This window comes from Methylobacterium mesophilicum (assembly GCF_036441335.1).
GTDB classification, from domain to species: Bacteria; Pseudomonadota; Alphaproteobacteria; order Rhizobiales; family Beijerinckiaceae; genus Methylobacterium; species Methylobacterium mesophilicum_B.
This window is the reverse complement of record NZ_MLBW01000039.1, coordinates 60,695-86,228: the sequence shown is the minus strand read 5'-3', so window position 1 is coordinate 86,228 and position 25,534 is coordinate 60,695. Positions and strand designations below refer to the sequence as shown.

At 67.6% G+C, this 25,534-nt stretch carries 24 protein-coding genes and 1 pseudogene; 10 read left to right on the top strand and 15 right to left on the bottom strand.

The window, feature by feature from the left end:
* Positions 1-159: 159 nt before the first annotated feature.
* From MMR14E_RS28860 to MMR14E_RS28840, 5 genes are all read left to right on the top strand, one after another.
* Entirely contained in the window at positions 160-1,272 is a 1,113-nt protein-coding gene (locus tag MMR14E_RS28860; RefSeq protein WP_244435107.1) for an ABC transporter substrate-binding protein, read from the top strand.
* Between the two features lie 11 nt (positions 1,273-1,283).
* Positions 1,284-2,144, top strand: coding sequence for an ABC transporter ATP-binding protein (locus MMR14E_RS28855; protein WP_331319072.1), 861 nt, complete (start codon positions 1,284-1,286; stop codon positions 2,142-2,144).
* 97 nt (positions 2,145-2,241) lie between these two features.
* Positions 2,242-2,991: an ABC transporter permease gene (locus MMR14E_RS28850; protein WP_419149842.1), complete on the top strand. Its 750-nt coding sequence runs from the start codon at positions 2,242-2,244 to the stop codon at positions 2,989-2,991.
* Positions 2,992-3,038: 47 nt separating this feature from the next.
* Positions 3,039-3,959 (top strand): acetamidase/formamidase family protein, encoded by a 921-nt coding sequence (locus MMR14E_RS28845; RefSeq protein ID WP_331319071.1) that lies wholly within the window; start codon positions 3,039-3,041, stop codon positions 3,957-3,959.
* Between the two features lie 269 nt (positions 3,960-4,228).
* A complete protein-coding gene (locus MMR14E_RS28840; RefSeq protein ID WP_331319070.1) occupies positions 4,229-4,384 on the top strand; it encodes a hypothetical protein in 156 nt (51 codons plus the stop codon).
* Here MMR14E_RS28840 and MMR14E_RS28835 read toward each other — a convergent pair.
* From MMR14E_RS28835 to MMR14E_RS28825, 3 genes are all read right to left on the bottom strand, one after another.
* Positions 4,381-4,908 carry a hypothetical protein gene (locus tag MMR14E_RS28835; RefSeq protein ID WP_331319068.1) on the bottom strand — a complete coding sequence of 176 codons (528 nt, stop codon included), beginning with the start codon at positions 4,906-4,908 and terminating at the stop codon, positions 4,381-4,383. The two genes, MMR14E_RS28840 and MMR14E_RS28835, sit on opposite strands and share 4 nt — an antisense overlap.
* Before the next feature lie 119 nt (positions 4,909-5,027).
* Positions 5,028-5,360, bottom strand: coding sequence for a DUF302 domain-containing protein (locus MMR14E_RS28830; protein WP_331319066.1), 333 nt, complete (start codon positions 5,358-5,360; stop codon positions 5,028-5,030).
* Positions 5,361-5,671: 311 nt separating this feature from the next.
* Complete coding sequence (locus tag MMR14E_RS28825) at positions 5,672-6,439, bottom strand: alpha/beta fold hydrolase (RefSeq protein ID WP_103986509.1); 768 nt, start codon at positions 6,437-6,439, stop codon at positions 5,672-5,674.
* 209 nt (positions 6,440-6,648) lie between these two features.
* Here MMR14E_RS28825 and MMR14E_RS28820 point away from each other — a divergent pair, with 209 nt between their 5' ends.
* Positions 6,649-7,593, top strand: coding sequence for an AraC family transcriptional regulator (locus MMR14E_RS28820; protein WP_331319061.1), 945 nt, complete (start codon positions 6,649-6,651; stop codon positions 7,591-7,593).
* 179 nt (positions 7,594-7,772) lie between these two features.
* On the opposite strand, the gene MMR14E_RS28815 is transcribed toward MMR14E_RS28820, so the two are convergent.
* The 4 genes from MMR14E_RS28815 to MMR14E_RS28800 form a co-directional block, all read right to left on the bottom strand.
* Entirely contained in the window at positions 7,773-8,849 is a 1,077-nt protein-coding gene (locus MMR14E_RS28815) for an NAD(P)/FAD-dependent oxidoreductase (protein ID WP_331319099.1), read from the bottom strand.
* Positions 8,828-9,481: a methyltransferase domain-containing protein gene (locus MMR14E_RS28810; protein ID WP_331319059.1), complete on the bottom strand. Its 654-nt coding sequence runs from the start codon at positions 9,479-9,481 to the stop codon at positions 8,828-8,830. The genes MMR14E_RS28815 and MMR14E_RS28810 overlap by 22 nt, the downstream gene beginning before the upstream one ends.
* A 337-nt stretch (positions 9,482-9,818) precedes the next feature.
* Entirely contained in the window at positions 9,819-10,892 is a 1,074-nt protein-coding gene (locus MMR14E_RS28805; RefSeq protein ID WP_331319057.1) for a type III polyketide synthase, read from the bottom strand.
* The gene (locus MMR14E_RS28800; protein ID WP_419539465.1) at positions 10,889-12,382 is read right to left on the bottom strand and encodes a DHA2 family efflux MFS transporter permease subunit; all 1,494 of its coding nucleotides are present in this window, start codon (positions 12,380-12,382) and stop codon (positions 10,889-10,891) included. Before MMR14E_RS28800 ends, MMR14E_RS28805 begins: the two co-directional genes overlap by 4 nt.
* A gap of 407 nt (positions 12,383-12,789) precedes the next feature.
* On the opposite strand from MMR14E_RS28800, the gene MMR14E_RS28795 reads away from it, so the two are divergent.
* Together MMR14E_RS28795 and MMR14E_RS28790 are read left to right on the top strand one after the other, a co-directional pair.
* Positions 12,790-14,376, top strand: a complete 1,587-nt coding sequence (locus MMR14E_RS28795) for a sensor histidine kinase (RefSeq protein WP_331319056.1) — start codon at positions 12,790-12,792, stop codon at positions 14,374-14,376.
* Entirely contained in the window at positions 14,369-14,959 is a 591-nt protein-coding gene (locus MMR14E_RS28790; protein ID WP_331319054.1) for a response regulator transcription factor, read from the top strand. Before MMR14E_RS28795 ends, MMR14E_RS28790 begins: the two co-directional genes overlap by 8 nt.
* Before the next feature lie 147 nt (positions 14,960-15,106).
* On the opposite strand, the gene MMR14E_RS28785 is transcribed toward MMR14E_RS28790, so the two are convergent.
* From MMR14E_RS28785 to MMR14E_RS28770, 4 genes are all read right to left on the bottom strand, one after another.
* Positions 15,107-15,886 (bottom strand): alpha/beta hydrolase, encoded by a 780-nt coding sequence (locus tag MMR14E_RS28785; RefSeq protein ID WP_331319053.1) that lies wholly within the window; start codon positions 15,884-15,886, stop codon positions 15,107-15,109.
* Positions 15,887-16,119: 233 nt separating this feature from the next.
* The gene (locus MMR14E_RS28780; RefSeq protein WP_331319051.1) at positions 16,120-17,340 is read right to left on the bottom strand and encodes an IS256 family transposase; all 1,221 of its coding nucleotides are present in this window, start codon (positions 17,338-17,340) and stop codon (positions 16,120-16,122) included.
* Positions 17,341-17,565: 225 nt separating this feature from the next.
* On the bottom strand, positions 17,566-17,961 hold the full coding sequence (locus MMR14E_RS28775; RefSeq protein WP_331319050.1) for a tautomerase: 396 nt from the start codon (positions 17,959-17,961) through the stop codon (positions 17,566-17,568).
* Between the two features lie 14 nt (positions 17,962-17,975).
* Positions 17,976-18,788 (bottom strand): SDR family oxidoreductase, encoded by an 813-nt coding sequence (locus MMR14E_RS28770; RefSeq protein WP_331319097.1) that lies wholly within the window; start codon positions 18,786-18,788, stop codon positions 17,976-17,978.
* 118 nt (positions 18,789-18,906) lie between these two features.
* On the opposite strand from MMR14E_RS28770, the gene MMR14E_RS28765 reads away from it, so the two are divergent.
* Both MMR14E_RS28765 and MMR14E_RS28760 read left to right on the top strand, forming a co-directional pair.
* Positions 18,907-19,860 (top strand): GlxA family transcriptional regulator, encoded by a 954-nt coding sequence (locus MMR14E_RS28765; RefSeq protein ID WP_331319048.1) that lies wholly within the window; start codon positions 18,907-18,909, stop codon positions 19,858-19,860.
* Positions 19,861-20,285: 425 nt separating this feature from the next.
* A complete protein-coding gene (locus MMR14E_RS28760; RefSeq protein WP_331319046.1) occupies positions 20,286-21,011 on the top strand; it encodes an alpha/beta fold hydrolase in 726 nt (241 codons plus the stop codon).
* Positions 21,012-21,389: 378 nt separating this feature from the next.
* Here the strand turns inward: MMR14E_RS28760 and MMR14E_RS28755 are convergent.
* The 4 genes and pseudogenes from MMR14E_RS28755 to MMR14E_RS28740 form a co-directional block, all read right to left on the bottom strand.
* A pseudogene (locus tag MMR14E_RS28755) lies at positions 21,390-21,497 on the bottom strand (IS110 family transposase); the annotation flags it as partial.
* A 323-nt stretch (positions 21,498-21,820) separates the two neighbouring features.
* Positions 21,821-23,602, bottom strand: coding sequence for a patatin-like phospholipase family protein (locus MMR14E_RS28750; protein ID WP_331319044.1), 1,782 nt, complete (start codon positions 23,600-23,602; stop codon positions 21,821-21,823).
* Complete coding sequence (locus MMR14E_RS28745) at positions 23,599-24,825, bottom strand: pyridoxal phosphate-dependent aminotransferase (protein ID WP_331319042.1); 1,227 nt, start codon at positions 24,823-24,825, stop codon at positions 23,599-23,601. The genes MMR14E_RS28750 and MMR14E_RS28745 overlap by 4 nt, the downstream gene beginning before the upstream one ends.
* Before the next feature lie 8 nt (positions 24,826-24,833).
* Positions 24,834-25,532, bottom strand: coding sequence for a glycosyltransferase family 2 protein (locus MMR14E_RS28740; RefSeq protein WP_331319040.1), 699 nt, complete (start codon positions 25,530-25,532; stop codon positions 24,834-24,836).
* Between the last annotated feature and the right edge of the window lie 2 nt (positions 25,533-25,534).

Here is a 25,534-nt window from a genome sequence, read left to right as displayed (position 1 = left end):
GACCTGCTGCAGCCAAATGCAATCCTACAGCGCAAGCTGTGATGGCGGTGCAGCGAATTGGAAGCAATTGCATGCGCCTTCCGTCGCGGGCAACCCAAGGAGCAGCTTGGCCTCCCTAATGCACGGAGCACGCGCCTGATCTGGCAGCTAATTTGCGTCGTGAACCGGCCGACGGCGGTAATCGTACAATCATATACCGAAGCCATCGCACGTCTGCAGCAATCTACCGATCGCTTGCTCACGTCTCCCGGAGATCGTATGCCTCAATCTTGGTCGCCCATGCTCCATCGGCGCTCGATCCTGAAAGGCATCGCCGGCCTGGCGGTCGGCGCGCCGCTGGCGCCCTCGATCGCGCGCGCCGCGGGCCTCAAGACCGTCCGCTTCAGCGAGGCCGTCCACAACCTGGGCTACATCAACCTCTACGTCGGGATGCACGCCGGCATCTTCGAGAAGAACGGCCTCGCCATGCAGGTGAGTGCCGCCGGAGGCGACACGCAGACCTTCGCGGCTGTGCTGGGGGGCTCGGCAGATTTCGCCATCGGAGATCCCACGATGGTAGTGATCTCGCGCGAGAACGGCGGCCCCGGGATGGTCGTCGGGACCGTCGTTCAGCGGGCCCACTACTTCGCGGTCTCGAAGACGGTCGAGCCCTTCACCGACCCGAAAGGCTTCAAGGGCAAGCGGATCGCCACCTCGCCGGAGCCCAACACCAATTTCAGCGTCACCAAGCGGCTCCTCGAGAGCAACGGCATGAAGCTCGGCGCCGACGCGACGATCGTGCCGGTGAGCCCTGGAACCGAGATCGCTGCCATGCTCGCCGGCGCGGCCGACATCGCGGTCGCCTATCAACCCGGCGTCGCTCAGGCGGTGGCACAGGGCGCGAAAATCGTCTTCGATTTCTCGAACTACGTCGGGCCCTTCTGCAACACCGGGATCATGGTGCTGCCCGGCACGATTCAGCAGGCCCCCGAGACTGTGCAGGCTCTGGTGACGTCCTTCGAGGAGGCCGGACGCAAAACCTACAGCGATCCGGACTACGCCAAGAAGGTCGCGCGGCTGGAATTCCCGGATCTGCCGGGCGAGGTCGTGGATTCGGCAATCGACGCCGAGCTGAAGTACAAGATCCCGGCCTCCAGCGTCGTGACCGAGAAGGACGCCTGGGAGAGCCTGATGGGCATGCAAAAGTATCTTGGAAACATCAAGGGGACGCTCACTTTCGATCAGGTCGTCGACAATACGTTTGCCGACAAAGCCGCGAAGCGCGCCGGTTGACCGGCGCTCCCGTGTCCCAAGGTCCCCTGCCCGCCGCGCCCCACGTCGCACGCCCGCTTGCCGTAGAGCATCTCGCCAAGGCGTATAGGACGGGCGGCCGCCTCCTGCCGGTTGTCGGCGATCTCACCTTCGCGCTCGCCCGCGGAGAGATCGTCGCGATCGTGGGGCCCTCGGGCTGCGGGAAGACGACGCTCCTCAACGCCGTCTGCGGTCTCACGCCGGCGGACTCCGGCCGCATCCTCTGGAACGGTGTGCCCCTCGAGCGCCGCGGTCGCACGCCCAGCGGGATCGGTTACATGCTGCAGAAGGACCTCCTGCTGCCCTGGCGGACGGCCCTCGACAACGTGAAGCTCGGCACCGAACTGCGCGGGATGCCGCGCGGGCAAGCCGATGAGCGGGCGCGCGCGCTCCTCGACCAGCTCGGTCTGCACGGTTTCGCCGGGGCCTATCCCGCGACCCTGTCGGGCGGCATGCGCCAGCGCGTGGCGCTCGCCCGCACCCTGATCAACGATCCGGATGTCCTGCTGTTCGACGAGCCCTTCGCGGCGCTCGACTTCCAGACAAAGCTCCTGATCGAAGCCGACACGGTGCGGCTCGTGCGCGACGGGGCCAAGTCCGCGCTCCTGATCACGCACGACATCGAGGAAGCCGTCTCGATCGCCGACCGCGTCCTCGTGCTGAGTGGGCGGCCGACCACCGTCAAGGCCAGTTACGCGATCGACCTCGACTGTGCGCCCGACGACATGATCGGAGCCCGGGAGAGCGCCGGTTTCGGCGATTACGTCCGCCAGATCTGGGCCGATCTCGACATCCCACGCTCCACGCTCGGCCGCGCTGGGCAAGGCATCAGCCGTGCTGCAGCGAGGTCCTGAGATGTCGGATGCCGTGACCGGACCCGCGACCGTTGTCAGGACGAGCCGGGATGACCCGCCCGCACCGCCGCGCGACGGTGCGCGCCTGCGCTCAGGCGTGCTCGTTCTGCTCGTGCAGATCGTGCTCCTCGCGGCTCTGCTGACGGTCTGGGAATGGCAGACGCGCCTGAGCCCGCAATCAGCCTTCCTGTTCGGCTCACCCTCGGCCATCGGCCGGTTCCTCTGGCAGGGCCTCGCCGACGGCACGCTCCTGCGCGATGCCGGCGTGACGGCCCTCGAGACGGGGCTCGGGTTCCTCATCGGCAACGTCGTCGGCACGCTCGCCGGCCTGTCGCTCTGGTACTCGACCTTCGTGTCGCGGGTCGTCCAGCCCTTCATCGTCGCGATCGGCTCGATCCCGATCATCGCGCTCGCGCCGATCATCATCATCTGGTTCGGCACCGGGCTCGCCTCGAAGGTCGCGATGTCGACGCTCTCCGTCGTCGTGGTCGCCCTCGTGACCTCCTACAAGGGCGCGCTCGGCGTCGACCCGGACCAGATCAACCTGCTGCGGACTCTCGGCGCGCGGAAGCCGCAGATCTTCGCCAAGCTCGTCGTGCCGTCGAGCCTCGCCGACATCTTCGCCGGCCTGAAGCTCACCGTCGGCTTCGCGCTGATCGGCGCCATCGTCGGCGAGTTCATGTCCTCGTCCGTGGGCCTGGGCCATGCCATCTTCCAGGCGGGATCCCTCTACGCGATCCCGAAGGTCTTCGCCGCGCTGGTCGGCACGATCGCGCTGGCCCTCGTCCTGACCTTCCTGGTCGGCCGGGCCGAACGGCTGCTCATGCCCTGGCGGTATCATCTCTGACCCGCGCCACCCCTCAAGACCAACGCCATCGCCACCAGGAGCTCCATGTGACGCAGCGCATCAGCAAGCAGGGAACGATCAAGTACGCCCTCTCGGGCGACGAGCCCTTCGTGGCGACGATCGCACCGGGTGAGATCGTCACGGTCGAATGCGTGATCAACATCGGTGACGGCGTCATCAAGGAGCTCGGGCAGAATCTGACCGAAGCCGACGTTACCTTCCCGTTCGTGAACGGGGCGACGGGGCCGATCGAAGTCGCGGGCGCCAAGCCCGGCGACATGCTGAAGGTCGAGATCCTCGACATGGAGCTCGGCCAGCGCGGCTACAGCTCCCTCTGGCCCGGGCACGGCATGTTCCCGGACTGGGTGCGCCGCAAGGAATGGGGCATCCGGACCAAGGTCGTCGACGTGCACGACGGCCATATCATCTGGAACGACCGGCTCCGGCTGCCGGTGAAGCCGATGGCCGGCGTCATCGGCGTCGCGCCGGTCCACGGCGCGGTCCTCACGGTCGACAACGGCACGCATGGCGGCAACCTCGACGTTCAGGAGGTCACCACCGGCAACACGGTGATGCTGCGGGTGGAGAAGCCCGGCGCGCATTTCTTCATCGGCGATTGTCACGCGCTCCAGGGCGACGGCGAAGCCGTCGGCATGGGAGCAATCGAGATCGGCGCGAACGTCACCCTGCGGGTGAGCCTCGTGCCCGCACCGGCGCGACTCGGCCACCCGCGGATCGAGACGCCCACGCATCTCTGCACGCTCGGCTGCGCCCGCCCGCTTGAGGATGCGATGCGCATCGCCTTCGCCGACATGATCTACTGGCTCGCCGACGAGTGGAACATCCCTGAGCCGGAGGGTTACCTGCTACTTGCGCAGATCGCCGAGGCGCGCTGCACACAAATGGTCAATCCGAAATACACGTACATCTGCAAGGTGCCGAAAGCGATCCTTGCCGCTTTCGGATAAAATTGGAGTACATTGGTTCCAGCGCCCAGGTCTAGCCAGTTGAAGCCTGCCCACTTGCCCGGCCATCTTTCTCAGAAGCAGACTGGCGGCGTGCTGCCAGACTATGCCATGCCCGATGGCAGACGATCGCAAAACCGGCCGTTCAGCTTTGCGCCCGACCCGGTCATTCATCAGCTTGAGACGGCCGCCTCGAAGCAGACGTGATCGTAGCTCAGCTCATGCATCTGGGATTAGGCGTTCCGCGAAGCGAGATCTTACGGCACGGAGGCATGGCGGACCTCCCCGCAACGAACGTGAAGCAGATCGTGCGGGAGGCCCTCGCGATGATCGAATGCAGGGAGGCCGTGCTGGGAATCCGGGGCGCGACCACGCCGGTCAACGCACCGGCCACTATCCCGTCGCAACACCGCCGGGAACAGCTCTAGCCCTTCGACGCGGGTGCCGGCGGTACGGGGAGAATGATCTCAGCGGCGACCTTCCAGTCCGTCCCGATGCGCAGCCAATTGATGATCATGAGAAACGGTCTGGGCGTTCCGTCCTGTCCCGCGTACGAAACGGTGATGTTCATCGGCACGTAAGACTCCGCGACATCGTGCGTCAGTCCGACCACCTTGAGCTTCGAATAGTCTGGCTCGAGCACCACCGGACCGGAGCTGCCGATGTCATGCAGCTTCTGATCGATCGCCTCGTTGCCCCAGTAGCCGGCCCAGTTTCCCTCGGCCGGGTTCGCGCTCTTCGCCACCAACAGCGTTGTCGGCGATTGCCAGAACATATCATGCAACGATCTGAAATCGTGCTTGTTGGCCAGTTCCATCAGACGACTGAACTGCGCCCTGATTGCACCGAGGCTCGCAGAATCCAGAGGCTCCGCCTTGGCCTCAGAAGCTCCCGCGACAGCCGCGCTGAAAAGAACCGCGGCGGTGAAGCTGGCAAGACAGCGCTTGGACATGCCGAAAATTCCTCTCCCTTTCGAGCCTGTCGGCCCGGACAGCCGAACGATGGACCATTCCTGTGTTGCAGTCCCGTACCTCCGAGACGCCAGGGCCAGCCGCACCGTGATCAGACGGTCTAGCCTGCACAGTCCCGCAGCAAGGCCGTCATCTTCGCATCGAGGTCGCGGGCAACGGCGAGAGCTTCCGTGTTGCCATAGGGCAGCAGATAGCTCTCCATCCTGTCATAGGAGAGGTGCACGCCATCGGGCCGCTCATCGATAAGGATCGTGACCGGAGCATAGGATCCCGTGTCGGGCACGTGCTTGACCATCTCTTTCATGATGAGGGGATTGCCCACCAGAAAAGGCAAGCTCTTGGGTGCATCGGATTTGGATTCGCGCCGCAGAACGGCACCCAGATCGAATTCGGCAAAGAGCATGAAGCCCGTGCGGCCGAGTCCACGCTGCACGACACGCTCGAAATCGGACGCGGAGTTGCAGCCTGCGACGCCCGAACGAATTAGTTCCAGTACGGCTGACCGACCGAGGATTTGAGCGCCGTCACGACAGCGTCGAACGGTCTGGATCTCAGAATTATAAGCCGCTCGACCGCAATTTTATCCACATCCATTATCGCCTCCGTACGAAATACACTCGATAGACCGCGCGCGACCGTCAGGGAATGCCAGGACGATCACGCAATCGCCGGCGTGTTATTCAGACAGCACCTCTCTCGGCAGGCGCGGCCGCTCCCGACGCGGACGGGCCGGGAGCGGCCCTGTTACTTGGCGAGCGTGGCCTTCTCGATCGCCGCGGCGACTTCGTTCGCGTGAACGACGAGCGAGGCATGGCTGCCGGCAACTTCCGTCGTCTGGGCCTTCATCGCGGCGGCGAATAGTTTCTGGACTTCCGGTGCGATTACCTTGTCCTTCGTGGTGATCACGTAGAACGTCGGCTTGTGGTGCCACGCGGCCGCATCGACCGGCGCTTCGAACGCCGTGTGGCTCAACGGTAGTTGATGGTCCGCCAACGACTGGGCGATCTGCGGGGGAAGGTCGGCCGCGACCGCTGAGGGAAAGACTTTGGGATCGATGTACAGATTACCTTTGTCGTCGGGATGTATCGCCGCAGCACCTTCAGTGGCCGGACCGCCCTTGGCGAGGGCCGCCAGCGATTGGCCCACATCCGGCGCAAAAGCGGAGACGTAGACGAGCGCCGAGACCTTGGGATCGTTGCCGGCCTGCGTGATGACGACGCCACCCCAGGAATGGCCGACGAGAACCGTCTTGCCTCTCTGCTTTGCCAGCGCCTGCTCGGTGGCCTCGACGTCGGCGGCAAGAGAGGTCAGCGGATTGTCGACGCGCGTGACGTTGTAGCCCTTCTTCGTGAGAATATCCGCGACGGGCTTCCAGCTCGATGCATCGACAAACGCGCCATGGACAAGGACAATATTGTGAGTCGCCCCCTTGGGCAGCTCTGTGGCGCGGGCAGCGGCCAATGTCGTTGCAGACATCAGGGCTGCGGCCAGGGACAGAACAACACCTTGCATAACAACTCCTGCCGACGGGCGGATAAAGCGAGGTCGCGGATGTTCAAGCGCTGCGAATTGTCCACGTCCTGAACCTTGCGTCAGGAACGATGGACGATTGCACGATGCGTCAACGCCCTCGGCAGGACCTAATATGACGGCACCTCGAACGGTAGAGCTTGATCGTCCGCGTGTTGTGTCCGATCGTCCGGGACCTTATCGTCGCTATTATGGACGTCCTCGCCGAAGTACTCGACCGCGTGCGCCTGGGGGGGACCCTGCTGTTCCATTTCGAGCTCGGCCATCCCTGGAACCTGGCCCTCCCGCAACGCCCGTACGCGCTGTTCCATTACGTCAGCCATGGCTCGGCGACGCTCGCGCTTGATCAGGAGCGCGAATTCCACATGAGCGCGGGCGACCTTGTCGTAATCTCGCGCGGCGAGCCTCACGAATTCTATTCGGATCGCCGAGCAGAACCATTCTCGATCACAGATCTGGATCGGTCGTCCGCGCATCACGGCATTGTTCGCCACGGCGGCAGCGCCCCGCCCTGTTCCACGATGATTTGCGGCAAGTTCACCGTGGCACAGCCATCGCGGAGCAGCCTGTTGGATCTGCTTCCGCCCGTCCTCCACCTCAAGTCGACGGAGGAGGGTGCGTGGCTCGAACTGATCCTGCAGCGCATGGTGCGTGAGTCGGCGCAGCCGCGCCCCGGTCAGGACGTGGTCCTTTCCCGATTGACGGAGGTCCTCTTCGTCGAGGTGCTGCGAAGCTGGTCGACATCGCTGCGTCCCGGCGAAGGCGGCTGGCTCGGGGCGATCACGGACCCGCATATCGGACCGGCGCTTCGATTGATCCACAAGCACTTGGATCGGTCCTGGACACTGGACGAGTTGGGACAGCAGGTCGGGCTCGGTCGCTCGGCGTTCTCGGCTCGCTTCACCAAGCTCGTCGGCCAATCGATGTACCGCTATCTGATCGCGCGACGGATGTCGGAAGCTGCCTTCTTGCTCGAGACGAGCGACCTGGGGATTGCACGCGTTGCGACCGGCGTCGGCTACGAGTCCGTCGCCGCGTTCTCAAAGCTTTTTCACCGGCATCATGGTCTATCACCTGGTCGTTACAGAGCGACCCGACACCTCGAAGGGGATGCGCAGCCGGAGAACGGCCTGTAACGCCGGTACTTCGACCGGCCGAAGTCCGGGCCAGGCGGAGCAGGCCGGTCCCGCATCGGCGGCGATTCCCCGGAGCGGTGGAGCGCCTGGCGTGACGAGAGCCGCAACCAGCCTGCCCGGGTGACCCGATCCACCTCGGTCATCAGCGCCACCGGTGTCGGGTGGGAGGCAAGCTGAGGTCAGATCCGCGTCAGCCGCGAGGCCAGATGCCCGAGCGCCGGCGCGGAGGCGACTGCGCGCACCAGCTGCCTGGCGGCTTTGGGGGTCTCCGCCGCGCGCCAGAGCCATCCGGCCAGAGTGATCGGGACGGACGACCTTCGCGAGAACGATCGCTGGAAGCGCTCGGCCGGCTCGCCGCGCACGATCGCGGTGGCCGCGGCCAAGCCGCTGCACAGCGCAATGGCGATTCCTTCGCCCGCGAGAGACGGGATGACTCCGGCCTGATCCCCGATCCGGTAGAGGTTCGCCGGTCCGGCACCCGCGCGCCAGCCGTAGGGTACGTTCGCGACCGCTTGGGCGCGCCCGAGCGTCGCCGCGGCCAAGCGCAGACCGAGGGCGGGCGATTCCTCCGCGACAGCCTGGAGGAGCCGATCCGGTCCGCCGTCGACCTCGCTGAGGCGGCTTCGTCGGACGGCGAGGCAGAGGTTGGCACTGCCGTCCTCCTGGATGACCAATCCGGCATATCCGCCGCGGAACAGGTGCAGTTCCACCCGGTCGGAGAGCAACGTCGCGAGCGCCCGGCTCGCACCCAGGCGCCAGCGCAGCCCGACCGCGGCGTCCCCGTCCGGACGCGGGCGCAAGACACCGCGCAGATCATGCTTGCCGGTCGCGAGGATCGTGCAGGGCGGTCGGATCTCGCCCCCGTCGACAAGACGCACCCGGCCCTCCGCCAGGGCCCTCGCCCCGATCCCGGTCTCGATCGCCGCGCCCGCCGCCCGGGCGCGCGCGCGCAGGGCCTCGTCGAGGACGCGGCGCGAGAGGGCGACGGCAGGTGCGGGCAGCCGAGCTTCGGCTCCGTCCCGCCCCGAGAACAACGCCAGCGCCCCGACACGATGGGCGCCAAGGGAAACGGGATCGACGCCCAGATCGATCAGGCGCCGGGTCGTCGTCCAGCTCAGGAAGCCGCCGCACAGAGCATTCTGCGCTTCGGGATTCCGTTCGATCAGCAACGGCCGCAGGCCCGCCCGGGCAAGTCCGATGGCGGCGGCGGCACCGGCCGGGCCGCCCCCGATGATCAGCGGAGGCGCTCGACGCATAGCCGGAACGGGAAGCAACGAGTGACAGAAGCTTCGGCGATCCCGGCCTCGGCCAGGATCGGCGGCCATTCCGCCGGCCGGTATGCGCGCGCGATCGAGAGCGTGCCGTCCTCGCGGACGATCCGATGCCATCCCATGGCCCGAGCCAGGATCGGAAAGCCCGCATAGGGCAGGGCGTGGCGATGCAGGTCGTTGATCAGCCAGCCGACACGCGCCTCGCGCTCCATGAAGCGAAGGAACGCCAGCAGTTCCGCGTGGTCCATGTGGTGCGCGACCAGGCTCGAGACGATCACGTCCCAGCCCTCTCCGGCGAGGTCCGTGTAGGCGCCGGTGCGGTACTCGATGCGGAGCGCGTCGTCGGTTGCCGCGCGGGCGACCGGCGCCGAACGGGAATTGATGTCGATCCCGACCAACGCGACGGGAACGCCTTCCCGGGCCGCCCAGCGCGCGATCCGACGCAGCATGTCGCCCTGCCCGAAACCGACGTCGAGGAGCCTGAGCCGCCCGGTGCGCCGAGCCACCCGCCTCAGGAAGGCCAAGGTTGGCCGCGCCGCCAGCGTCCACCGGTTGACGCGCGCGAGGTCTGCAAGGAGCGCAGCGTATGCGGCCTCGGGCAGATCCGGAGCATCCATCTGTTCTTGGTCCGAGGCCCGGACGGCCAGCGAGCGAGGGCGCGCGGGCTCGTGCCGCCCGGCGGTTCCAGAGGGCCCGGAACCCTGCGGAGCCGGTGCCCTGTCGGGGCTCCGCGTCGGCGGCTCCGGCCATCGCTCGATCCCGGTGTCAGTCGTCGTTGGCATCGAACACCTCTCCCGCGTCGATATCGAAGGATGCCTCGCGCACCGGAACGTCCGCGACCTGCGTCGGGAGACGGGCGGAGTCCGGGCGCCGACATCCCGCCCGGTATTGGAATGTCTTCGAATGACGGCCGGCGAGCCCGGGATGCCGGACCCGGGCGCCGGGAGCGCGGAGCTAGGCCGCCTTTCGGAACATCATCGTTTCGGCGACGAGACCCGGGCCGAACGCCATCGCACAACCGACCTGACCCGCCGTCGCCCGATCCATGAGCGCGGCGAGCACGAACATGACGGTCGCCGACGACATGTTGCCGAACCGACGCAAGATATCGCGCGAGACCGCCAGCGCGCTGGGCGGCAGCGCGAAGGCGCGCTCCACGGCGTCGAGCACGGTTCGGCCGCCCGGATGGACGGCCCACGCGTCGACGTCCGGGATCCGATGTCCCGCCAGGAACTCGTCCGCGCGACCGCTGATCCCTTCCTGCACCGCCGCGGGCAGGCGGCCCGACAGGACCATGTCGAACCCGGATTCGCGGATATGCCAGGTCAGGAGCTGTCGCGTGTCGGGCGTGAGCAGGGCGTTGAACGCGTCGAGCCTCAGCCCCGTCGGATCGGCGGAGACGATGCTGGCAGCGCACCCGTCCGCGAAGAGGAGGAATGTCAGGATCTGCTCGAGATCCGAGGTCTCCTGGAGGTGCAGCGTGCAGAGCTCGATGTTCAGCACCAGGACCCGGGCCTGCGGCTCCGAACGAACGATGTGCCGCGCGATCTTCAGAGCGTTGATCGCCGCGTAGCAGCCCATGAACCCGACCATCGTCCGCTCGACAGCCCCCCTGAGGCCGCAGCGCTCGATGATGTCGATGTCCAGGCCGGGTGCCGAGAAGCCGGTGCAACTCGACACCACGAGATGGGTGATGCGGTCCCGCTGATCCCCGAGTTGGAGTTTTTCGACCGCACGCGTCGCGAGCGCAGGGGCGTGCTCCTCGTAGAGTCGCATGCGGGCCGCGGTCGTCGGGAAGCTCCCGGGTCGGTAGAGGCCGTCGGCATCCACGGCGTCGTGGCCCGGGTCGAGCCCGGGCGCGAGGCAGGAATACCGATGCTCGATCCCGCTGCGCTCCACCATGCGGTCCAGGATGCGCAGCTTGCGCCGGTCGTCGGCGAGCTGAGATCGGGCGAAGGCCGCGAAGGCTGCGTGGACGTCGTGGGGCGGGACGGCCGTCTCGATGCGGTTGAGGTAGGCTTCCGTCATGGCTTCGGCTCCAGGCTCGGCTCGGCGCGTCTGCGAACGAGCAGCAGGGCGGCAATCGCGACCACGTTGAGGGTCCCGACGAGCATCCAGGCATCGCCGATCGAAGCGGTCAGGGCCGCCTTCTCGACGAGCGGCGCGACGTGGGCACGCGTCGCTTCGCTGATCGGCTTGCCCGACTGGGCCGCGAAAACGGCCGGCGGGATGCCAACAAGTTTCGCGGCGTCGAGATCGCCGGACGCGAGTCGCGCGACGAGATCGGATACGTGGCCGGGGATCCGCCCGTAGATCACGGTGTCGATCAGCGAGAGGCCAACGGCACCGCCGAGATTTCGCATGAGGTTGAACAGCCCGCTTGCATCCGGAACGCTCTCGGCCGTCAGATGACCCAGCGCCAACCGTGTCGGCGCCAGCAGGCAGAACATGATGGCGAGCCCGCGTACGATCTGCGGGACGACCAGCGCGCCAGGATCCATCGAGGCCGTCTGGGTCGTGCTCAGGAACGAGCCGACCGCGAACAGACCGAATCCGAGGACGGCGAGCACGGTCGCGTCGACGCGCTCGTCCAGGGCGACGGCGAGTGGAGACGCGGCGAGTTGCGCCAGGCCGGTGACGAGCATGATCTCGCCGATCGCGAGCGGCCTGCGTCCCTGCACGTAGCCGAGGAAGACCGGCATGAGGTAGACGCAACCGTAAAGGCCCACCCCGCACGCGAAGCTGAGTGCCGAGCCCACGGCGAAGCGGCGATCCGCGAACATCCGGAGCTCGACGAGCGGATGGGCCGCCGCCAGGGTACGGCGGACGAACACGAGCGCGGCCACCGTGCTCGCGCCGAGATGTGCGACGGCTGCAGGCGCCACCCAGCCGGATTCCGGGGCCGCCTTGAGGCCGAGCTCCAGATTGCACAGGGCGACGGCCAGGAGCCCTAGGGCTGTCACATCGAGTTCGCCGAGCCGTCCGCGCCGCCGGTCACGCGGCAGCAGCCAGTACCCGCCGAAGGCCGAGACGAGACCGGCGGGCACGTTGATCAGGAACAGCCAATGCCAGGTCGCCGTCTCAGTGATCCAGCCGCCGACGACGGGGCCGGCGGTCGGGGCGAGGACGGCGAGCGTTCCCGCGACGGCCGTGGCGATGCCCTGGCGGTTCGGCGGGAACAGCAGGAAGACGGCTGAAAACACGGTCGGGATCAACGCGCCCCCGGACGCGCCCTGGAGCGCGCGCCAGACGATGAGCGAGGCAAAGCCGCCGCTCGCGGCACAACCGCACGACGCGAGCATGAACAGGGTCACCGATGTCACGAAGAGCCGGCGCATGCTCGCCAGGCGCGTGAGGGGACCCGTGAGCGGAATGACGAGCACCTCGGCGGTGAGATACGCCGTCTGGACCCAGCTGACCCGGTCCGGCGGGATCCCGAGACCCGCCTGGATCCGCGGAAGGGATGTCGCGACGATCTGGATGTCCAGGATGGCGATGAACATGCCGACGCACAGGATGGCGAAGCCGGCCCATGTTCGGGTCCCGGCGGTCGGCGCAGGCGCACTGGCCCCACCCCGGTCCGTTGGAGCCGGTCGATCGGCGGCGTCCGCGACGTCGCGGACGATCGGGACGGCAGCCCGGGCCGCGTGCCGGATATCGGGCATCCGCGAGCGAACGGCACCGACGGGACGCGGCGCCATTTCAGGGGCGTCCAGCCGCGGGCAGGCGGCCCGCCGGCGTCACGGCGTCCGAAATCACGGCGATCCTCATGTGACCCCTCTGAGCGACGGACCGTCCGCCGGCTCGCGGTCTACAGATCAGTTCGTGGCCCCCGGCGTCATCCTGTGAAATCTGACAGGCTTACGTCGGGCGGGGCGGGCCTAAGCCTTCGAAGCCGGGCCACCGGGTCCGCTGGGGGATCGCCATGTCGTTGCTGCGCAAGACTCTGGCTTGGCGCCACTCCCTGGTCGCGAAGCTCGGTCTCATGGTGCTCCTCTTCATGGCCGCGACGGAGGGCGCCCGCCTGCTCAGCCTGGATAGGCTCGAACATGCCGACGCGCTCTCCCGCGAGATGCACCACCGCTGGCTGGAGCGCATCCGGGTCCTCGGGAGCCTGAACCACGGGATCTCGGACGCGCGCACCGCGGAGGCCGAAATCCTTCTCGGCCCGGATCCCGCGGACCGCCCCGATCGCTTGGCGTCGCTGCAGCGCGTGTCCGCCCATCTCGCGGAAGTGATGACACGCTACGCGGCGCTGCTCCGACGAGACGAGGACCGGAGCGAGCTCGTGCGGCTGCAAAACCTGTGGCGCGCGCACGCAGCCGTGGCGGAGCGCGTGGCCGCGCTGAGCCGGGACGGCGAGGCCGACCAAGGAATCCTGCTGTTCAACGGCGCGTCGAAGACCACCTTCGACGCGGCCCGCGACGCCGCCTTCAGGCTAACGCTCGCTACAGAGGCGCGCGCGGAGGCCGACCGCGGCCGGGCGGCCGCGGCCATCGCGGAAGCTCAGGACTGGGTCTCCGACCTGATGCTTGGGACCCTGGCCCTGTTCTTCGCCATCACGGTCTACGTCTGGCGCGCCATCTCGCAGCCGCTCCTGCGGCTCGCCGATCGCATGCGGCGTCTCGCGGATTACGAGACCGACTTCGCGCTCCCCGACGAGAAGCGGCCAGACGAGATCGGGGCGATGGCGCGAGCGCTTGCGGTGTTCCGGAGCAATACCACCGAGCTTCTTGAGTCGCGCAAGCGCCTAGCCATACAATCCGGGGCGCTAAGCACCGCCCTGCAGAAGGAGCGGGCGCTCGCCGTTGAGCAGCGCAACTTCATAACGACGGTCTCGCATGAATTCCGCACGCCGCTGATGGCGATCGACGGGAACGCGCAGCGGCTGATCGCGACCAAGGACCGGGCCAAGCCGGGCGACATCGCCGATCGGGCACACCGCATCCGGTCCGCCGTGTTCCGGATCGCGAGCCTGATGTCGGGCCTAGCGCGGGCGCTGGAGGATACCGGCGGAAACCTCCGCCCGCGCATGCGCCGCTTCGATCTCGCCGCGATGCTGCGGTCGTTGTGCCGGTACTATCGCGAGATCGGGATGGGTGGTGAGTTGGTCGAAGACATGTCGGATGCATCGCTGGAGATCGTCGGCGATCCCGACCTTCTGCATCTGGCCGTCAGCAACCTTCTCTCGAACGGGTTCAAGTATGCGTCGGACAGCGACCCCGTCCGACTGCGGGCATACCCGTCCGGCGCCGGCGTCGAGATCGTCGTCGAGGACGAGGGCGTGGGCATCCCGCGCGGCGAGATCGGACGCATCCGGGAGCGCTACTACCGGGCGAGCAACGTCGGCACGATACCGGGCACGGGGATCGGGCTGAGCCTCGTGGAGGAGATCGCACGCCGCCATGGCGGCCGCCTCGTCATCGAGAGCGAAGAGGGCCGCGGAACCCGTGCTATGCTGGCGCTGCCGCGAGACGGGGCGCTGTCATCCCCGGAGCCGGAGCATGCCTAGGATACTCTGCGTTGAGGACGACGAGGAAACGGCGAGCCTGGTCGCGGAAGCCCTGGTCGACCTCGGCTACACGGTGGAACGCGCCTCGGACGGGGAGGCGGGTTTGTCGGCCATCCAAATGTCACCTCCGGACCTGGTCCTATGCGACGTGCGCATGCCGGGGATGAACGGCCTGGACTTGCTCGAGCAACTGGCTGCGGCCGCCCCGCACCTCGCGCGGATCCCTTTCGTGTTCCTCACGGCGCTCGACGATCGCGGCAGCGAGATCGCCGCGCGCCGGAAGGGCGCGGATGATTATCTCACCAAGCCGGTCGACTTCGAGATGTTGGCTGTCGTGGTGGAGCATCGTCTCCGCGCGGGTCGAGGCGGGCAGAGCCAAGACGCGTTCGGCCATCTGACCGGCCGGGAACGGGAAGTGTTGACCTGGGCCAGCCGCGGGAAGACGTCCGCGGAGATCGCCCTGATCCTCGATCTGCGGGAGCGAACCGTCAACTTCCATTTCGATCAGGCCATGAAGCGCCTGAACGTCGTCAATAGAACGCATGCGGTGGCCCGTGCGCTCTCGTTGCGGTTGATCAATTGACGGATTTCGGCCGCGTTAACGGTTCCGGCAGACGGTCTGGTCGCGCACTCCCCATGATGATGTCCTTCGTGCGATCGGACATGCGCCGGTCCTTGCCTGCAGCCCGGGGCAGCCGTGGCTCGGAACAGCATGCGTGGGACTGTCCGGTCAGCGACGTCCTTGGGGTTGGCCGGCAGCCTCAAGGATGAGGTCCGCGACGTATGGTGCCTGCGAAATTAGGGACAGGTGGCTCGCCGCGAGTTCCACGGTCTTCGCGTTCATGCGCTTGGCCATGAACCGTTCGAGGTCCGGGTTGATGGTCCGGTCCTCGGTCGACACCGCGTAGAAGCTCGGCTTCGATCGCCACGCCGCCTGGGTTGTCCTCCCGGCCAACAACGCCTTGTGGAACGGCTGCTGGACCGCGAACAGAACCTTGGCTCGGTCCGCCGGTAGGTCGCCCGCGAAGTCTCTCAGGAAGGCCGCCTCGCTCAGGCGCCCCTCGTCGCCGTCGAACACGATTCCGGCCGAGGCCGGCGGTGCCGGATAGGTCTTGGCCAGCGCGGTGTAATCCTCGCCGGCATCGGGCGCCCGGGCCGCGACGTAGACGAGGGCGGACACCTTCGGGTCGATCCCGGCCTCGGTCACGATCATGCCGGAGAACGAGTGGCCCACGAGGACGGTCGGTCCCTCCTGCCGGGCTAGAACCCGCCGTGCGGACGCGACGGCCTCCTCGAAGGTGGTCAGCGGGTTCTGCACGGAGGTGACGTTCAGGCCCTTCTCCTGCAGCCGCGGGATCACCTCGGACCAGCACGACCCGTCGGCGAACAGTCCGTGGACCAGGACGACGCTGCGCGCACGCGGCAGATCCTGGGCCGGCGCCGTCCCGGGAAGCAGCGCGGCGGCGGCGCCGGCGAAGAGCGTTTGGCTGAACAGTCTCCGAGTCATCATGGCGGCCATCTCCGTTCCGGTTCGACAGGTGCAGGATGTGCCGTCCCTGTTCGTCGCCGGTGCGGGAAGGATACATCCGTCGACGGCCGGCGCCCGCTGTGGGCAGAGGCGGGCGGCCACAATCTCCGTCTGCAGATAGATCTCACGTAACTGTTGAATGCGAGCGCTCCAGCGCGGCGATCCGACCGGCCTGGGACTGTCAGGAATTCCGTGTGCGGGCGGCAGGTTAAACATCAGGCCGCCATGGCCCGGGTGAAGCGCTCGCCGAAGATGACGGCGAACTGCGCCTTGGCTATGACCCATTCACGCGGCCCCATCTTCCACGCCTTCTCGGAGCGGTTCAAGACCAGGTAGAGCAGCTTCAGCGCGGCCTCGTCGGTCGGGAAGTGCCCGCGGGCGCGCACAGCCCGGCGCAGCGTGGCGTTCAGGGCCTCGATGGCGTTGGTCGTGTACAGGATCCGGCGCACCTCCCCGGGGAACGCATAGAACGGGATCACCTCGCCCCAGGCCCGTCGCCAGCTCTGGGCGATGGCCGGATAGCGCCGACCCCATTCGCTCGTCTCGAAGGCCGCCAAGGCCGCCTCGCCAGCCGCGGCATCGAGCGCGCGGTAGATGTCCTTCAGCGCACCCGCCACGAGCTTGCGGTCCTTGTAGGACACGAAGTCGAGGCTGTGGCGTAGCAGGTGGACGATGCAGGTTTGGACCAGCGCCTCGGGGAACACCGCCCGGATCGCGTCGGGGAAGCCCTTCAGGCCATCGACCACGGCAAGCAGCACGTCCTCGACGCCGCGGTTCCTGAGCTCGTTCATGACCCGCAACCAGAACTTGGCGCCCTCGTTCTGCTCCAGCCAGAGGCCGAGGATCTCCTTGGCGCCGTCGGCGCGCACGCCCAGCGCGATGTGGACGGCCTCGTTGCGGACGACGCCCTCGTCACGCACCTTGATCCGCAAGGCGTCGAAGAACACGATCGGGTAGACCGGCTCCAGCGGCCGGGCCTGCCAGGCAGCGACCTCCTCCAGGACCGCGTCGGTCACCGCGCTGATCAGGTCGGGTGAGACCTCGATCCCGTAGAGCTCGCGCAGGTGCGCGGCGATCTCCCGGGTGCTCATGCCGCGGGCGTACATCGACACGATCTTGTCGTCGAAGCCGGGAAAGCAGCGCTGATACCGGGCGATCAGCTGCGGATCGAACGTCGCCTGCCGGTCGCGCGGGATCAACAGTTCGATCCGGCCCGTCTCGGTCGTGACCGTCTTGCGACCGTAGCCGTTGCGCGTGTTGCCAGCCTCCTCGCCCGCCAGATGGTGGTCCATCTCGGCGTTGAGCGCCCGCTCGGCCAGGGCCTTCTTCAGCTCGTCCAGCAAACCATCGGCCTCGAAGGCCGTCTTCGGATCGGCCCCGGCCAGGAGCTGGTCCAGGATTGCGTCAGGGATGCGGGGTGCTTTGCGTCGTGCCATCGGGAACCTCCTTCGGATCCACTATGGCCGCCCGCACACGAAATTCCTGACAGTCCCGACCGGCCTTCAACCGTACTGCGCGCAGCTGCAGCCGAGAGCACGCGCATTACACCGCCCCCCGACGGAGGGACGCATCGTCGAGTGAACCGCGGAGTGTCCACTTCGATACCCGGGCTATCCGAGAGCGGACCTGCCGCTCTCGGCCAGAACCGTTTGCGACACGGATCATCGCTCGTCCGGAGACCACTCGGGGCTGTAGCCCCCGAGGGTCGGGTGATACATCTCGTCGCCGGAATGCTGCGTGAACTCCACGTTGAGGCGATCCTTGTGCAACCCGAGGATCTCGATGCAGTGGGCGCACAGCGCCTTGGCGACCTCCATCCGCAACTCGGCCGAGCGTCCCTTGCGGATGTCCAGCATCATCACGGACACCGGCACCGGCTCGCCGCCGGCTTCCGGTATCCGCCACACGCCGCCCTCGCCGAGTTCGCGGATGGCGACGCTGATCCGCCTGATGTCGACCGCCATCATCTCCGCATAGGTCCGGCTCATCTGCGCAGCGAGGCGCTTCTTAGAGGCCACGGAATGCGGGCCGACGACATCGAGCTGAAGGTACGGCATGGATGGCCTCAGGTTCAGGCTGCGTTCGCGGTCGTAAGCCCGTAGCGCGCCGACGGCCTGGCGTTGTTGAACTTGGCGGAGATCGCCCGGCGATCCTCCTCCCAGCGCGTCCAATCGGCCGCGTCCTGCAGGCCCGGGATGGTGACAAGCTCGCCCTGGTCGAGACCGGCCAAGGCCGCATCGACCAGATCGGCCGCCGACATGGTGATCGCGGACGTCTTCTGCGCCGCATAGCCGGCGACATCCCAGAACTCGGTGGCCGTCGCGCCGGGCAGCACGGTCTGGACGCGGACGCCCTTGTCCGCGAGGTCCTTCTGCAACGCGTGGCCGAAGCTGAGGACGTAGGACTTCGAGGCGCTGTAGACGCCGTTCAGCATCTCGACCGCGATGCCGACCACGGACGAGATATTGATGATGGTCCCCGATCCGCGCGCTACGAAAGCGGGAGCGACCGCGTAGGTCAGGCGGGTCAGCGCGGTGATGTTGAGCTGGATCATCGCGTCCATCGTCTCGACGTCGGCCTGAAGAGTCGAGGCGACGGAGCCGATCCCGGCGTTGTTGACCAGCATGGTGATGCTCGCGTCCTCGCGCAGGCGAGCCTCCAGGCGCGCGAGATCGTGCTTGCGCCCCAGGTCGGCCTTGAACGGCTCGACCTTGCGCCCCGTCTCGCGGGTCAGGCGGTCGGCCAGCGCCTGCAGGCGCTCATCGTTTCGAGCGACTAGCAGCAGGTCATACCCCCGTCTGGCGAGGCGGTCGGCGTAAACCGCGCCGATGCCGGCAGATGCACCGGTCACGACAGCGAGGCCCTTCGTGGATCGAGTGGTCATCGTCGTTCTCCTCGTCATGCGCGCCACAGGTTGGCGGCCTTCGATGGGAGGAAGCTACCGTTGCCCTGGCGCGGCGCAAATGTCATAGTTGCGTCGATTTAGGTCATTGGAGTCGGGCATGCAGCGCGTGGGCTTCGTCGTCTATCCCGGCTACTCGATGATGGCGCTGGCGGCCGTGCCGGCCTTTGAGGTCGCCAACCTCGCGGCTGACGAAGCGACCTACGACATCCACTTCATCTCCGAGCATGGAGGTCCGGTCGGCACCTCGGCCGGCATGAACGTGGAAACGGAGACATTTGGCGAAACGCCCTTCGACACGCTCGTCATCGGCGGCGGCACCTTCGTGCAACCGTCGACGCTGGGCCTCGTCGCGCTCGTTCAGCGTGCGGCCGCTCGGGCCCGGCGCGTCGCCGCCATCTGCACGGGAGCCTTCGTCCTCGGCGAGGCCGGACTGCTCGACGGGCGGCGAGTCACAACGCACTGGATGCATGCGCGGGAGCTACAGGCCCAATTCCCACAATGCACGGCCGACACGGATCGCATCTTCATCAACGACGGCCCGATCTGGACGTCGGCGGGCATGAGTGCCGGCATCGACCTCGCGCTCGCCCTGATCGAGGCGGATCTCGGCCACGCGGTGACGAAGGAGATCGCCAAGAAGCTCGTGCTCTACCATCGCCGGGCAGGTGGCCAGTCGCAGTTCTCGACCCTGCTCGACCTCGACGCGAAGTCGGACCGCATCCAGGCGGCCCTGACCTATGCCAAGCGGAACCTCCACCGCCCGCTCTCGGTCGAGGAATTGGCGCAAGCCGCCCACCTCAGCCCGCGCCAGTTCAGCCGTGTGTTCCATGCCGAGACCGGCCAGTCGCCGGCCAAGGCGGTCGAGAACCTCCGGGTCGAGGCTGCGCGAGTTTTGATGGAACGCAGCCGGCATCCTATTGACGCCGTCGCCGACCAAACCGGCTTCGCAGACCGCAACCGGATGCGTCGCGCGTTCCTTCGAGCGTTCGGGCAGCCGCCACAGGCTATCCGGCGCAATGCGCGTGGGGATTTGAATACGGCAAATGCGTAGCGTTGGCCACCCGCGGTCAAACACCCCTTGCAGAATAATTCGCCCCGAACGTCTGCTTCATTGCGAAGATTCGATAACTAAATCTGTCTGATTCGAGTTTTGGCAGCTCGTCCGATTTTCCAGCAGGTCAGCGCAGAGGCAGGCTAGCGGTTTTCAACCACATTTGCCATCACGAAGCGCTTACCTAAACATCTCAGATGGGCGGTTTCGAGACGGTCTACTTTCGGACAACAACGTCTTGAAGCCGACATCGCCGCCGGGACCGCTTTCGACCCACATGAGCCGTCCGCGGTTCAGGAAGCTCGATCTGAACGCCGACGTCCAATGGGACCTCAAACGCGCACTACGTGATCGAACCCCACCTGAAATCATACTGTAACGAGGCATGACAAAGATACACCGACGTCCGCCAGAAAGGGTGTCGAATGGCTATCTACATACTCGTTGCTGGATCGTGGCACGGTAGTTGGTGTTGGTCGCAGGTCGTGCCGCTGCTCGAGCGAGCCGGACATCGCGTTCTGACACCCGATCTGTACGACGTGATCTCCGGTCAGCACTCCATGGCAAAACAGCCGCTCCAAGCTTGGGCGGATCAGGTTGCCGCGATTACCACCGCCCAGAGCGAACCGGTCATTCTCGTCGGGCACAGCCGCGCCGGCCTCATCATCAGTGAAGTGGCCGAACGCATACCTCATAAAATCGCGTCACTCGTTTATCTATGCGCCTTTCTTCTCAAAGATGGTCAGACGTTAAATGATATCGTACAGGAATCGGCCAATGCCGAGGCCTTTATTAAGGCGCTAATATTTGACGATGACGGAAACTGTACGGTCAGTCGCGAAGGCGTCAAAATATTTTTCTACAACGAAACGCCTGAACCGCTCGTGCAGTTCGCGTGCGAACGCCTTGTTCCCGAGACTACCGAGATTTGGTCGACGCCGATCCACGTTACTGAGCCTCGCTTCGGGTCGGTCCGACGAGCCTACATCACGTGCGCGAAAGATCAGGCGATCCCGATCGCTCAGCAGCAAGCCATGCAACGCGCCACTCCAGTTTCGCACACCGTCACGTTGGAGAGCGATCACTCGCCATTCTTTTCTCAGCCCAGCGAATTGGTCGCTGCGCTTGAGCATATTCGGCAAGCAGACTGAGCGCGGAAAAGCTTCTTGCGATAATAGCAGCGTCCGCTTTCCAGCAGTGCCTCTACCATACCGTTCCGACCGGGTTGGGTCGCAAGCAGGATGCCCCCTGAGGGTGGTTTTGTGCCTGTCCTGTGTGGATGGCTCCCGCAGCGCAAGTGGCGAATTGAGCTTCTGACGCGTTGGTCGGGTGCAGTCTTGTGTCCGGCCTGTCGATGCAATCGTTCATGTTGACTGCTGGCCCTAATGGTATCCGCGAGCTGGGTCCCACTCCGCTTTACGGGCTATGACGCACTGGACAGACGGCGGGGTGTCCCGGCTCCCGATCTGACCGGTTCGCCATCAACTCTCATCGTCCTCGCAACCTGGAAACGTCTCCTCTGCGTGCTGTCAGGCAGCCCTGGCCGCCGGTGCGCGGTAGCCGCCGCCGCGGGTCATGATCGCCCAGGCGATCCGCGCCGTGCGATTGGCCGCCGCAACGGTCACCACGCGCAAGGGAGGCGCCTACCAAGACAATGCCCGGTCTGTGGCCGCCGTTCACAGTTTCATCGCCTCGGGGAAGCCGCCAGGCTCGACTGCGATGACCCGGACCGGGCAGGTCTCCTGAGCCCGCTCGATCTGCGCCCGCTTCGGATCCGGGGGCACCGGATCATAGAACGGGATCTCGTCCCCCCGAATCTCGAAATGGTCGGGCACAGCGTAGCAGAACTTTGCTTAGCCCTGGCAGCGATTGAGATCGACGACACCCGCTCCCGAGCGCCGAGGCAGGATACGGATGATCGGTGGACCGGAAGCCGCGATCGCGCGACGTCCGGATTGGCTCATGTCCAGGCGCGCAGGCGGCCGGAGGCCAGTGCTTCCTGTGCGCAGCGATAGCCGAGCTCGGCCGTCGTCTCGAAGCTCGACCACGCCCGCAGGTCGACTCCGGCCAGGGCGGGTCTGAGCAGGACGGCGGCGCGGGTGACGGCCGCCATGGTCTGGGCGCCGCTCGACACCATGGCGGAGCGCAGGAGCAGGTGGGCGATGCCGGGAAGCTGGTCCGAGATGCCCAGGAAGCGCCGGAACGCCTGCGCGCCCCGACCCTGCCGCGCCATGACTTGGAAGGCGGCGTCGCTGCCGACATCCACCGCGAGGACCGGCCCGCGGTCGAGGTCAGCCATCACGTCGGCGGGCAGGTTGTTCATCATGCCGCCATCCACGAGGATGCCGTCCGCGCTCGCCACCGGAGGCAGCAACCCGGGAATGGCGATGCTGGCCCGAACCGCCCGGTCGAGGGGGCCCGCCCAGTGGACCATGGCGGTGCCGGTGGTGAGATTCGAGGACACGCAGAAGAACGGGCGCCAGAGATCCTCGATGCGGGCATCCCCGAAGCGCGCGGCCAATCCCGCATCCACCTTGGCTCCGCGCGTCAGGGCGTGGAACGGCAGGGTGTAGTCGTCGAGAGGATTGCGTCCGACGAAGGACGCGACCGTGTCGGCCTCGATCGCGTCGAGGCTCCAGTCCAGGGCGACGCTGGCGGCCAGGATCGAGCCCATGCTGGTGCCGCCGACGAGATCGATGTCGAGCCCGGCCTCGGCGAGCGCCCGCAGGACGCCGAGATGGGCGAGGCCGCGGGCCCCGCCTCCGCCGAGGACGAGGGCGCGGGCATGGCCGGACGCGATCCGGGCGAGCCGGGCGAAGTCGCCGGCGTGGTTCTCGCGGACCTGGAGCCGCAGGGAGAAGGGGAGCGCGGCGACGTCCGGATGCAGGGGGCGCGGCAGGCGCGCCTCGGCGGGCTGTGCCACCGCGAGGTCCATGCGGATCCAGGGAGAGCGGATCGCGGCCAGGTAGGCCGCCGCGCCCGGCCGCGGTGGCGCACCAGGCTCGGCCAGCAGCAGGACGTGGTCGGCATGACGCAGGCAGAGCTGGCACCAGGGGCAGTCGATCCGGTGGGCGACGAAGACCGTGCGGTCGTGCGCCTGCTCGTAGCGGTGGAACCAGGCCTCGTCGGCCTCGGGCGGCCATTCGGACAGGCAGCCGGTCCGCCCCGGCAGCGCGGCGTCGAGGGCCCGCGCCAGCCGCTCGCCGAAGGCCGTCGCCGTGCGGCCCTCGGTCACCGCCAGGACGGCGAAGCTCCGCGGCGCGTGGCGCAGGGTCACGCCCGTATGGGCGATGCGCAGCCGCGCGGCCAGGATCCGGGCGAAGTAGAGCAGCGTCCCGGGATGGGCGGCGATCAGATCGGCGAACGCGTCTCGGGAGAGCCGCAGGAGGTGCGTGTCGCGCAGGGCCGTCGCGGTGACCGAGCGCGGCTCGCCGGTGAGCAGGGCGAGTTCGCCCACGGTGTCCGGTGGGGACAGGCGGATGAGGCGGCGCACGCTGCCGTCGCGCGGGTCGCGGGTCGAGAGGCCGACCGCGCCGCTGACCAGCGTGTAGAGCGCGTCGGCCTCGTCCCCCTCCTCGAACAATGGCCGTCCCCCGGCGACCGCGACCGAGGTCATCCGCGCCCGGACCGCGTCGGCGGCCTCTCCGCCGAGGTCGGCCAGGAACGGGATCTCCGCGCGCCCCGACGCGATGGCGGCGGGGCCAGGCACGAGGTCGCAGATGTCGAGGCGTTCGGTGCTCATCGGCCGGCGCGCCGCAGCAGGTGATCCGCGAGGATCCCGAGCGCCGCACCGCTGCCGACGCGGCCGAGGCCGAGGCGCAGGCGGTCCGCGGGGATCGACGCCAGCGCAGAGTGCCACAGGGCGGAGGGCAACACGAGGACGCCGTCCTCCGCCGCGAGAATCCGCGCGAAGGTCGTCGCCCCCTCCCGCCCGCGGAAGCGGGGACAGGCGAAGGCGAGGTTCCTCGGCTCGTCCGGATCGAACAGGTCCGGATGGCGGTCGAGGAGTGCCCGCAGGCGGTGAAGGTTGCGTTGCCCGATCCCGCGGGCGCGGCCGGTCAGGTGCGGCTCGGCCTGCAGCGCGACCTGCGCCAGGATCTCGCTCGGCCGGGCGAGGCAGCTCGACAGCAGATTCTTGGCCGCGAGGATGCGGTCGAGCAGCGCGCGGTCGCGACAGGCGGCCCAGCCGACGCGCAGCCCCGGGAGCCCGAACCCCTTCGACAGCCCGTTGATGGAGATTCCGCGCTCGTACAGGTCGACGACGGGCGGAACGGCGCGCTCCGGGTCGCGGTCCGTCTGGCGGTAGACCTCGTCGTTGACGAGCCACAACCCGTGTCGGCGGCAGAGGTCGATCAGGCCGGCCAGGGTCGCTCGATCCAGCACCGCACCGGTCGGGCTGTTGGGGAAGTTCGTCAGCACGAGCCGCGTGTTCGGCCGGATGGCCGCCGCGAGGCGGTCGAGATCGAGGGGCCAGTTTCGGTCCGGGCGGAGCGCGACACCGTCGGCCGCGCACAGGCTGGTCACGACGAGTTCCGAGGGCTGGTAGATCGGCACCACCACCACCGCGTGGTCGGCCGGACCGAGCAGCGCGCTCAACACGCAGGTCACCGCTTCCTGCGCGCCCGCGCTGATCAGCACATCGTCCGCCTCGAGCCGGTGGTAGCGGGCGGAGACGGTGGCGCGCAGCCGGGGGGCGCCGCGCGGGTCGGCGTAGCCGAGATCCGCCGCCCGCCAGCGCCGACGATCCTCCGGACCGGCGAGGTGCAGCAACGCGGCGAGCGTCAGCGGTTCCGAATCCGAGGCCGCGAGGGCGTGGTGCGCGCAGCCCGACCAGCGGTCGAGATACGCCGCCAACGCGAACGCGCGCGATGGCACGATCCCGTGATCCTGCCGCGTGTCGGGGACGGCCTCCTCCGTCCGGGGGGCGGCCCACAGGCCTGGTCCAGCGTCGTCCTCGAGCGCCATCGTCGACCTCACGCGCCCCGCGCCGGCCCTGCGGCGACGCGCAGGTAGGTCGCGCCGATCCGCGTGGCGGCCCGCAGCGTCCCACCGAGCGAACCGGCCACCTTCGAGGATCCGCCGAGACGGCGGCGGTAGGGCATCGGCACCTCGCGGACGCGCAGGCCCGCGCGGGCGGCCTGCATCTGCATCTCGATGTTCCAGCCGTAGGTCAGCTCGCGCAGGTCGAGGGCCCTCAGCGCGGCGCGGTCGATGGCGCGGAAGGCGCACATGTCGGTGTAGCGGACGCCGTAGCGCAGGCCGATGCCGAGGCCGGCGAGGCGGCCGGCGAGGACTTGGTGCCAGAGCATCGATCCCGGCTCTCGGCTCCCCAGCGTGCGCGAGGCGAGGACGAGGTCGTGGTGGCCGGCGAGCACCGGCTCGGCGATGCGGTCGATCAGGTCGCCGCGATCCGCGCCGTCGCCGTCGAGATAGACGATCGCGCGCGAGGCCGGATCGGCCGCGGCCGCACCGAGCGCGCAGGCCCGGCCGTAGCCGCGCCCGGCCTCGACCACCCGCGCGCCCGCGGCCCGGGCGATGGCCTGCGTCCCGTCGGTCGAGCCGCTGTCGGCGACGACGATGTCGGCCGCGTAGGCGGGCGGGATCTCGCGGATCACCGCACCGATCGCCGCGGCCTCGTTCAGGGTCGGGATGACGATGCTGACCGGGTGCATCG